We start from the raw sequence: 9,171 nt of genomic DNA, 5'->3' as shown, positions 1-9,171 counted from the left end.
CCCCGGGCGCGAGCCGGCGCCCAAGCCGGGTCGCGGCCGGCCCTTCTGGCCCCGGCCCGACGATGGCAGTTCAGGTCAAGCGCTACCGACTCACTTCTTGTTCACCCGCTTGATGGCACGGGAGTTGATCTTCTTCCACAGCGACATCTGACCGTTGGTCATCTTGCGGTCGCGGTTGGTGAACGGCGGCGACATCATCTCGGAGACGGTGAACGGCATCGTCGAGAAGGCAACGGCGCGTTCGTGACTGAACGTGTCGAAGCCGGTCTTGCCGTGGTAGCCACCCATGCCGCTGCGGCCCACACCGCCGAACGGCAGTTCCGCGCCGAACATGTGCAGGGCGAAGTCGTTGCCGTTGATCGAACCGCTGCGGGTGCCGTCGGCCAGCCGCTTGAAGTTGGCGTTGTCGTCGCCGCACCAGTACATGGTCAGCGGGTGCGGGTGCGACGCGATGTAGCGGATCGCCTCGGTGAGGTCGCGGTACGGGTAGACGGTGAGGACCGGTCCGAAGACCTCGTCCTCCTCGATCTTCATGCCCGCCTTGACACCGGTGAGCAGGGTCGGCGGGATCTTGCGCTTCTCACTGTCGGGCAGCGGTTCGCCGGCCGGGACGACCTGACGCTTCTCGGCGCCCAGCTTCTCGGCGTCGTCGATCAGTCCGACGATGCGGTCGAAGTTCTTCTGGTTGATGGTCGAGGTGTACTCGGCGTTGTTGCGGATGGTGGGGAACATCTCGGTCCACCGGGCGATCACCTTGTCGGTGAACTCGCCGACCTTGGCCTCGGGCACGAACACGTAGTCGGGGCACAGGCACACCTGGCCGCCGTTGGCCATGCGGGCCTCGGCCAGCATCTTCGCGGCCTTGTCGATGTCGGCGTCGACATCCACGACGGCGGGGTTCTTGCCGCCGAGCTCGAGAGAGACCGGCACCAGATTCTTGGCCGCTTCCTGCGCGACCGAGGCGCCGACGTCGGGCGACCCGGTGAAGAACATGTGGTCGACCTTGAGTTTGGCGAAGTCCGAGCCGCCGCCGTGCTTGGAGGTCATCACGGCCAACTCTTCGATGGAGAAGTAGTCGGGGGCGTGCTTGGCGATCACGTCGGTGGTGCGGGCGGTGATCGACGACGGCCGCATGAGGACTCGGTTGCCCGCGGCGAACGCGGACCCGGCAGGCACGAACGTGAGCTGCAGCGGGAAGTTCCAGGGGCCCATGATGCCCACGACGCCGAGCGGCTCATGCCGGACCCGCTGCTTGAAGCCGAGCGCACCCTGAAGCTTGGCGGTGTTGGACTCCTTCATCCACTTCTCGACGCCGCGACGCTGATGGGTCAGGTCGATCATGCAGCCTGCGACGTCGGTGGCCAGCGACAATTCCCGCGGACGCGACCCGAAGTCTTCGGCCAGCGCCTCGGCGATCTCCTCGGCGTTGTCGAGCAGCAGCGCCGACAACCGGGTGATCCGATCGATGCGTGTCTTGGCGTCCGGGATGCCGTCGCGCAGGAACCCGGCGCGCTGGATCTCCAGCAGTTCGGTCATGGTGTGCGCTTCAGATGAGACGCGGCCGCTGGTGGTCGCGGTGTTCACCTCTGCTGGCTTGGTCATAAAAGGATTCCTCCGATGGTGCCGGTGGCGGGGCCACTCTGAGACGAACTCAAGTGGTTGTTCCATCCTAGTATGCAGCAGCTCACAGATATCTGGCGACGTTCGTATTCACATACTTTCGCCACCGGGGATGTGCAGGTGCACAGTGACCGATGATCAGGACAAGCGTTCGATGATGGTGACGTTGGCCGTGCCGCCGCCCTCACACATGGTCTGCAGGCCATACCGGCCGCCGGTGCGTTCGAGTTCGTTCAGCAGGGAGGCGAACAGTTTGGCGCCGGTCGCACCGAGCGGATGACCAAGCGCGATGGCGCCGCCGTTCGGGTTGACTCGCGCTGGATCGGCGCCGGTCTCCTTCAGCCAGGCCAATACCACCGACGCGAACGCCTCGTTGATCTCGACGACGTCGATGTCGTCGATGCTCAGGCCGGCCTTGCCGAGCGCGTACTTCGTGGCCGGGATCGGCGCGGAGAGCATCATCACCGGATCGTCGCCGCGCACGGACATGTGGTGGATGCGGGCGCGTGGGGTCAGCCCGTATTCCTTGAGTGCGCGCTCTGAGACCACCAGCGCCGCCGACGCACCGTCGGAGATCTGGGACGCGACGGCCGCGGTGAGTCGGGAGCCGTCGGCGAGCGGTGCGAGGCCGGCCATCTTCTCCATCGAGGTCTCCCGCGGGCACTCGTCGACGACGCAGTCGCCGAGCGCGACGGTTTCCTTCTCGAAGCGACCTTCGGCGATCGCGGCGCGGGCCCGCTCGTGCGACTGCAATGCCCAGCGTTCCATGTCCTCCCGGCTGATGTCCCAGCGCTCCGCCATCATGTTGGCGCCGACGAACTGGGATACCTCCGCGTCGCCGAACCGCTCCTTCCAGCCGGCGGATTCGGCTGTGGGCGTGGTGAATCCGAACTCCTGGCCAGCGATCATGGCCTGCGAGATCGGGATGGCACTCATGTTCTGGACGCCGCCGGCGAGTACCACGTCCTGGGTGCCGCTCATGACGCCCTGCGCGGCGAAGTGGATGGCCTGCTGGCTCGATCCGCACTGGCGATCGACGGTGGTGCCCGGAATATCCAGGGGCAGACCGGCGGCCAGCCATGCGGTGCGGGCGATGTTGCCGGCCTGCGGGCCGATCGCGTCGACGCAGCCGAACACGACGTCGTCGACGACGTTGGGGTCGATGCCGGTGCGCTCGACGATCGCGGAGATGACGTGGGCGCCCATGTCGGCGGGGTGTGTTTTGGCGAGGGAGCCGTTGCGTTTGCCGACCGGGGTGCGGATGGCGTCGACTATGTAGGCCTGCGGTGTGGACATGTGTTCTCCTGCTGGATGTTTCGGGGTTCTGGTCAGGCGCGTTGGCTGGAGATCGAGACGACCTCGCCGGTCAGGTAGGTGGTGTAGTCGCTGGCGAGCATTGCGATGGTCGCGGCAACTTCCCAGACCTCGGCCGCGCGCCCGTAGGCTTCGCGGGAGGCGAGTTCGTCGAGTAGTTCGTCGCTGGTGACCTTGGCCAGGAACGGATGTCGCGCGATCGACGGGGCGATCGCGTTGATCCGGACGCCGAAGTCGGCGGCCTCGACGGCCGAGCATCGGGTCAGCGCCATGACGCCGGCCTTGGCCGCGGCGTAATGTGCTTGTCCGCGTTGGGCTCGCCACCCGAGTACCGAGGCATTGTTGATGATGACGCCGCCGTGTTCGACGGCCCGGAAGTAGCGCAGTGCGGCGCGGGTGGCACGGAAGGTCCCGTTGAGGGTGATGTCGAGGACGCGGTCCCATTCCTCGTCGGTCATGTCGACGACGGGTGTCTCGCCGCCGAGTCCGGCGTTGTTGATCAGGACATCGATGCGGCCGAGTTCGTCAGCGGCCGTGGTGATCAGCGTGTCGACCTCGGCGGAGTCCTGCACGTTGCAGGTGGCCTGCGCCACGGTCTGTCCGTCGAACTCGGCGGCCAGCTTTTCCTGTGTTTCGCCCAGGCGGCGCTCGTGCCAGTCGCTGATCAGCACGTCGGCACCCTCGAGGAGTGCGCGGCGGGCTGCGGCGAAGCCGATGCCGGTGCCGGCGGCGGCGGTGATGACGACCTTGCGGCCGGCCAGCAGACCGTGTCCGGGAGCCTCTTCCGGCGGGGTCGCCAGCGGCGAGCGGACGGGGGTGACGGTGGTTTCGGACACTATCGGGCCTCTCGGGGTAGACCGAGCACACGCTCGGCGATGATGTTGCGCTGCACCTCATTCGAGCCGCCGTAGATGGTGTCGGCTCGGGTGAAGAGGAAGAGTCGTTGCCAGTCGTCGAGTTCGACGTGGTCGGGGGTGGTGATGTTGTTCGCGACGCCCTCGGAGGTGTGGGTGGGACCGATCAGCGACGATGCGCCGACGACGGCCATCGCGAGCTCACCGAGGTCGCGATGCCAGTTGGCCCACAGGAGCTTTGACACCGAAGCCGCGCCGGCTTGGGAGACGATGTCGCCGGCCAGGGTCCGCTGCGCGTGCGCACGCATGACCTGCAGGCCGATGCCCGCCCGGGTCAGTCGGGTCGCAATCTCCGGATTGGTTGCCGCGCCCGTGGATTCGGCGATACCGATCAGATCGTCGAGTTCCCGCTCGAAGCCAACTTGCTGCCCGAGCGTGGACACCCCGCGCTCGAACTGCAGCAGCCCCATGGCGACCTTCCATCCGTCACCCGGTTCGCCGACGATCAGGTCGGCGTCGGTCGCGGCGTCGTCGAAGAAGACCTCGTTGAACTCCGACGTGCCGGTGAGCTGTTGGATGGGTCGGACGGTGACACCGGGTTGATCGAGCGGTACGAGCAGGAAGCTCAGGCCGTGATGCCGCGTGGAGCCGGGTTCGGTGCGACAGATGACGAATACCCATTGCGCCACGTGAGCGAGCGATGTCCAGATCTTCTGGCCGTTGATCACCCAGCTTCCCCCGCTCCCTGAGCTTGTCGAAGGGTCAAATCGAGCACTCGTCGACACCCCGGCGAGGTCGGAGCCGGCGCCGGGTTCGGAATAGCCCTGCGCCCACAGTTCGGTGACGTTGACGATGCCCGGCAGGAAGCGCTGCTTCTGCTCCTCGGTGCCGAACTCGATGAGCGTCGGCCCGAGGAGTTCTTCGCCGAGGTGGTTGACGCGCGCGGGCGCGTTGGCCCGCGCGTACTCCTGGTGGAAGATGATGCGCTGCTCGAGCGTCGCACCCCGGCCGCCGTACCGTGTCGGCCAGCCCAGACAGGTCCAGCCTGCTGCGGCCAGATGCCGGTCCCAAGCGAGTCGGGCGTCGAAGAATTCATGTTCACTGCCCGGCCCGCCGCGCCCCGCGAGGTGTGCGAACTCGCCGACCAGGTTGTCGTTGAGCCAGGTCCGTACCGCGGACGCGAACTCGTCGGCGGCGTTCGGTGTGGTGCGCGCCCATTCGCCGAGGTCTACCGCCCGATCGGCCAGGTTGATCGAGGTCATGCCCGCTAGCATAGCGTACCAAGCAAGTGCTAGGTTGGGAGCATGGATCGCATCCTGACGACGCCTGCCGCCCTGCGTCGGGCCGCCCAGAAGTGGCCCGACGCTCCTGCGATTATCGACGATCAGTGGGCCGATTCTCCGCATCCGCACATGGCACTGAGTTGGTCGGAGTTCCTCGACGAGGTGCGCACGTTCGCCGGGGCGCTCGTCGCCTCCGGGATCGCGCACGGTGATCGGGTGGCATTGTGGTCGCCGAACAGTTGGCATTGGCCGGTCGCCGCACTCGGCGTGCACTACGCCGGCGCGACGCTGGTGCCGTTGAACACGCGCTACACCGCCGGCGAGGCCGTCGAGATCATCGAGCGCTCCGATGCCAAGGCCGTCGTCGTGTCGACGGGGTTCCTGGGCGGCAACCATCTCGCCGACCTCCTGCGCGATCATGCAGGGTCACTGCCGGATGTCGTCGTCGGCATACTGCTGGAGACCACCGACGATCCGCCGGAGGGCGTCTTGTCGTGGTGTGATTTTCACTCACGCGCCACCGACGACACCCGAGTCGAGGCCGATCAGCGGGCCGATGCGGTTGCGCCCGAGGATATTTCCGACATCTTGTTCACGTCGGGCACTACCGGGAAGTCGAAAGGCGTTCTCGCCGAACATCAACAGACCATGGCCGGCTCGCAGGCGTGGGGCGCCAACGGGCAACTCGGCCCCGACGACCGCTATCTCATGGTCAACCCGTACTTCCACACCTTCGGCTACAAAGCCGGCATTCTGCCGTGCACCCTGTTCGGCGTGGCGATGATCCCGCTGGCGGTCTACTCCCCCACCGAGGCGATGAAGCTCGCAGAAGCCCAGCGCGCCACCGTGTTTCCCGGTGCACCGACGATCTTCCAGACCATCCTCGACGACCCCACCCGCTCCGACCACGACCTGTCGTCGTTACGCCTGGTTGTCACCGGTGCCGCCATCGTGCCTGTCGTGCTCATCGAACGTCTGCAATCGGACCTGGGCGTCGAGACCGTCATCACCGCCTACGGACTCACGGAAGCAAGCGGATTCGTCTCGACCTGCACGCCCGATGACGATGACGACACCGTCGCCAACACCTGCGGCCGCGCCTTCGACGGCATGGAGATCACGCTGTCCGAACAGGGCGAGGTCCTCGCGCGCGGCAAGATGGTGATGCGCGGTTACCTCGACGACCCAACTGCCACCGCCGAAACCATCGACGCCGACGGTTGGTTGCACACCGGCGACATCGGCACGCTCGACGATCGCGGCAACCTGAAGATCACCGATCGCCTCAAGGACATGTACATCTGCGGCGGCTTCAACGTCTATCCCGCGGAGATCGAGCAGACCCTCGCCCGGATCGACGGGGTCACCGAGTCCGCGGTGATCGGCGTGCCCGACGGCCGGCTGGGCGAGGTGGGTCGGGCGTACGTGACGATCCGCGAGGGAGCCGACATCGACGAGGATGCGGTGATCGCCTACGCCAAGGAGCACCTGGCGAACTTCAAGGTGCCGCGGTCGGTGGTGTTCGTCGACGCGTTCCCCCGCAACGCCGCGGGCAAGATCCTCAAGCGGGACCTGACCGCCACCGCCCACTAAGCGATGCGGTTCAGCGTGCCTTGACCCCGGCTGTTCTTCCCCCGCCTCCATAGCGATCCCTCTGCTGCAACCGGAGAGTCTTCATGCGGCAGGGGGAAGAACTCTACTGGACGCTGTTAGGCGCGGGGCTTGACCAGCGGGAACAGGATCGTCTCGCGGATGCCCAGGCCGGTGAGCGCCATCAGTAGGCGGTCGATGCCCATACCTGTGCCCGCCGTCGGCGGCATGCCGTACTCCATGGCGGTGAGGAACTCCTCGTCGAGCACCATCGCCTCGTCGTCGCCGGCCGCAGCAAGGCGGGCCTGGTCGACGAAGCGTTCCCGCTGAATCACCGGATCGACGAGTTCGGAATAGCCGGTGGCCAATTCGAAGCCACGGACGTAGAGATCCCACTTCTCCACGGCACCCGGCACCGAGCGATGCGCACGCACCAGCGGCGAGGTCTCGACCGGGAAGTCGCGGACGAACACCGGCTGCGAAAGGTGCTGCCCCACCATGTGTTCCCAGAGTTCTTCGACGAGCTTGCCGTGTCCGTACCCCTTGTCCTTGGGAATCTCGAGGCCGACGCGGGCGGCGATGGCCAGCAGCTCGTCGACGGAAGTGACCGCAGGCACGATCTCCTCCCCGAGCGCCTCCGACAGCGACGGATACATCTCCAACGACGTCCACTCGCCGGACAGGTCGTAGGTGGAACCGTCGGCCATCTCGGGTGTCAGCGTGCCGAGTGCGCCTTCCGAAACCTCTTGCACGAGTTCACGAGTCATCTTCGCCGCGTCGTCGTAGGTGCCGTAGGCCTGATAGGTCTCGAGCATCGCGAACTCGGGCGAGTGCGTCGAGTCGGCGCCCTCGTTGCGGAAGTTACGGTTGATCTCGAAGACCCGCTCCATACCGCCGACGATGCAGCGCTTGAGGAACAGCTCCGGCGCGATCCGCAGGAACAGGTCGATGTCGAAGGCGTTCGACCGCGTGGAGAACGGGCGGGCCGCAGCGCCGCCGTGCAGCGTCTGCAGCATGGGCGTCTCGACTTCGAGGAAGCCTCTGCGGTCCAACGCCTTTCGCAGTTCGGCGATCACCGAGATGCGGGTGCGTGCGATGCTGCGCGCCTCCGGGCGCATGATGAGGTCGACGTAGCGCTGTCGAACGCGGGTCTCCTCGTTCATGTCCTTGTGGGCGACCGGCAACGGCCGCAACGACTTCGACGCCATGTCCCACTCGTCTGCCATCACCGACAGTTCGCCGGTGCGGGAGCTGATCACCTCACCATGGATGAACACGATGTCGCCGAGATCGACCTCGGCCTTCCACCGCTTGAGCGCGTCCTCGCCGACGCCGTTGAAACTGACCATCGCCTGCAGTTGGGTGCCGTCGCCCTCCTGCAAAGTGGCGAAGCACAGCTTGCCCTTGTTGCGCAGGAAGATGACGCGCCCGGCGACGCCGACGACCTCACCGGTCTCGGTGCCAGCCTCGAGGTCGGGATACTTGGCTCGGATCTCGGCCAGGCTTGCGGTGCGCGGGATCGACACCGGGTAGGCCTCGCGTCCCTCACCCAGAATCGTCTCGCGCTTCTCGCGACGGATCCGGAGTTGCTCCGGGGTGTTGTCGTCGACGTCGGGCGCGGGGTTCTTCGGGTCAGGGGTGTTGCTCACGCCAGAAACCCTAGCGGACCGCCCCGAATGCGGTGACGCTCGATGTCACCTGCATGGTCGCCCACGCCAGGATGCCCCCTCGGCAATCGAAGACAGACCGCCTAGTGCGCGGAGATCGCGGCCAGTTCCTGGTCGCTGATGCGGCCGGTAACGCGGTCGCGGCGCAGGGCGCGGAATCCGCCGACGAGGAAGGTCGCGCCGGTGATGCCCCGGGCCTGCAGATGCCAGGCCAACCATTCGGCCTCGTGGCCGTCGTCGCTGATCAGCAGCCAGCGGGCGTCGAGGGTGGCGCGGCTCAGTGATTCCGCGTCGCCGGGGGTGAGGCGGGCCAGCACCTCAGCGGCGTCGATGGCCATCGCACCCGACAGCACGCCGTCGAGGTCGCGCTTGCGCTGGCTGCGCACGTCGATGGGGGTGACGCCCGCGGCGACGAGGGCGTGGAAGTCGGCGGACTGGGCGGAGAGCCGAGCGTCGGAGATGGGAGCGGCAACGAGATCGCGGGAAGCGAGGACGGCAGTCATGAGAGTTGTCCTGAGGATGATCGAAATGAGCAGAGGTCGTGAAGAGATCGGGCGGCCGCGAAAGCGGAACTCAGCCCTGACAACACTCCAGACAGCTCTTGATCACGGGCGACAGTCTGCCACAGATCGGCGCCGAGCACCAGAGGTTTCTGGTCGACAGCGCCCAGCCTCGCGTCGACAGCGCCCTGCCTCGCATCGACAGCGCCTCGGGTGGTTGCGTTGGGCCGGCTGACGCCGGGAGTTGCGTTGACGGCGCCCTGAATTGCATTGACGGCGCTCATGGTCGAGGGGTCGACGTGAATATTCTGAGGTGAGATGGGCGCCGTCAATGGAATTCAGG

Annotated in this window: 7 protein-coding genes; 1 reads left to right on the top strand and 6 read right to left on the bottom strand. The window is 66.5% G+C overall.

The genetic code is table 11. The annotated features are described in order from the left end of the window. Positions 1 to 90 precede the first annotated feature (90 nt). The 4 genes from AAFP30_RS14990 to AAFP30_RS14975 all read right to left on the bottom strand — a co-directional run bounded on the left by AAFP30_RS14990 (position 91) and on the right by AAFP30_RS14975 (position 5,050). Positions 91 to 1,602, bottom strand: coding sequence for an aldehyde dehydrogenase family protein (locus tag AAFP30_RS14990; RefSeq protein ID WP_419230748.1), 1,512 nt, complete (start codon positions 1,600 to 1,602; stop codon positions 91 to 93). A gap of 156 nt (positions 1,603 to 1,758) precedes the next feature. Then, positions 1,759 to 2,916 carry an acetyl-CoA C-acetyltransferase gene (locus AAFP30_RS14985; protein ID WP_419230747.1) on the bottom strand — a complete coding sequence of 386 codons (1,158 nt, stop codon included), beginning with the start codon at positions 2,914 to 2,916 and terminating at the stop codon, positions 1,759 to 1,761. A gap of 32 nt (positions 2,917 to 2,948) precedes the next feature. Continuing rightward, a complete protein-coding gene (locus AAFP30_RS14980) occupies positions 2,949 to 3,770 on the bottom strand; it encodes an SDR family oxidoreductase (protein ID WP_419230746.1) in 822 nt (273 codons plus the stop codon). Next, positions 3,770 to 5,050 (bottom strand): acyl-CoA dehydrogenase family protein, encoded by a 1,281-nt coding sequence (locus AAFP30_RS14975; RefSeq protein WP_419230745.1) that lies wholly within the window; start codon positions 5,048 to 5,050, stop codon positions 3,770 to 3,772. Before AAFP30_RS14975 ends, AAFP30_RS14980 begins: the two co-directional genes overlap by 1 nt. A 42-nt stretch (positions 5,051 to 5,092) precedes the next feature. On the opposite strand from AAFP30_RS14975, the gene AAFP30_RS14970 reads away from it, so the two are divergent. After that, positions 5,093 to 6,664 (top strand): FadD3 family acyl-CoA ligase, encoded by a 1,572-nt coding sequence (locus tag AAFP30_RS14970; RefSeq protein WP_419230744.1) that lies wholly within the window; start codon positions 5,093 to 5,095, stop codon positions 6,662 to 6,664. A gap of 116 nt (positions 6,665 to 6,780) precedes the next feature. Here the strand turns inward: AAFP30_RS14970 and lysS are convergent, their stop codons facing one another. After that, positions 6,781 to 8,310 carry a lysine--tRNA ligase gene (gene lysS, locus AAFP30_RS14965; RefSeq protein WP_419230743.1) on the bottom strand — a complete coding sequence of 510 codons (1,530 nt, stop codon included), beginning with the start codon at positions 8,308 to 8,310 and terminating at the stop codon, positions 6,781 to 6,783. 101 nt (positions 8,311 to 8,411) lie between these two features. Further along, positions 8,412 to 8,831 (bottom strand): rhodanese-like domain-containing protein, encoded by a 420-nt coding sequence (locus AAFP30_RS14960; RefSeq protein ID WP_419230742.1) that lies wholly within the window; start codon positions 8,829 to 8,831, stop codon positions 8,412 to 8,414. Positions 8,832 to 9,171 lie beyond the last annotated feature (340 nt).

The sequence above is a fragment of the Gordonia sp. CPCC 205515 genome (assembly GCF_048537925.1).
GTDB lineage: Bacteria > Actinomycetota > Actinomycetes > Mycobacteriales > Mycobacteriaceae > Gordonia.
The sequence above is the reverse complement of the archived record's forward strand: the minus strand, read 5'-3'. Positions and strand labels throughout refer to the sequence as shown.

Excerpts from the sequence above, each read along its gene's own strand:
- AAFP30_RS14990 (WP_419230748.1), bottom strand. The coding sequence starts at position 1,602 with ATGACCAAGCCAGCAGAGGTGAACACCGCGACCACCAGCGGCCGCGTC.
- AAFP30_RS14985 (WP_419230747.1), bottom strand. The coding sequence starts at position 2,916 with ATGTCCACACCGCAGGCCTACATAGTCGACGCCATCCGCACCCCGGTC.
- AAFP30_RS14975 (WP_419230745.1), bottom strand. The coding sequence starts at position 5,050 with ATGACCTCGATCAACCTGGCCGATCGGGCGGTAGACCTCGGCGAATGG.
- AAFP30_RS14970 (WP_419230744.1), top strand. The coding sequence starts at position 5,093 with ATGGATCGCATCCTGACGACGCCTGCCGCCCTGCGTCGGGCCGCCCAG.
- AAFP30_RS14960 (WP_419230742.1), bottom strand. The coding sequence starts at position 8,831 with ATGACTGCCGTCCTCGCTTCCCGCGATCTCGTTGCCGCTCCCATCTCC.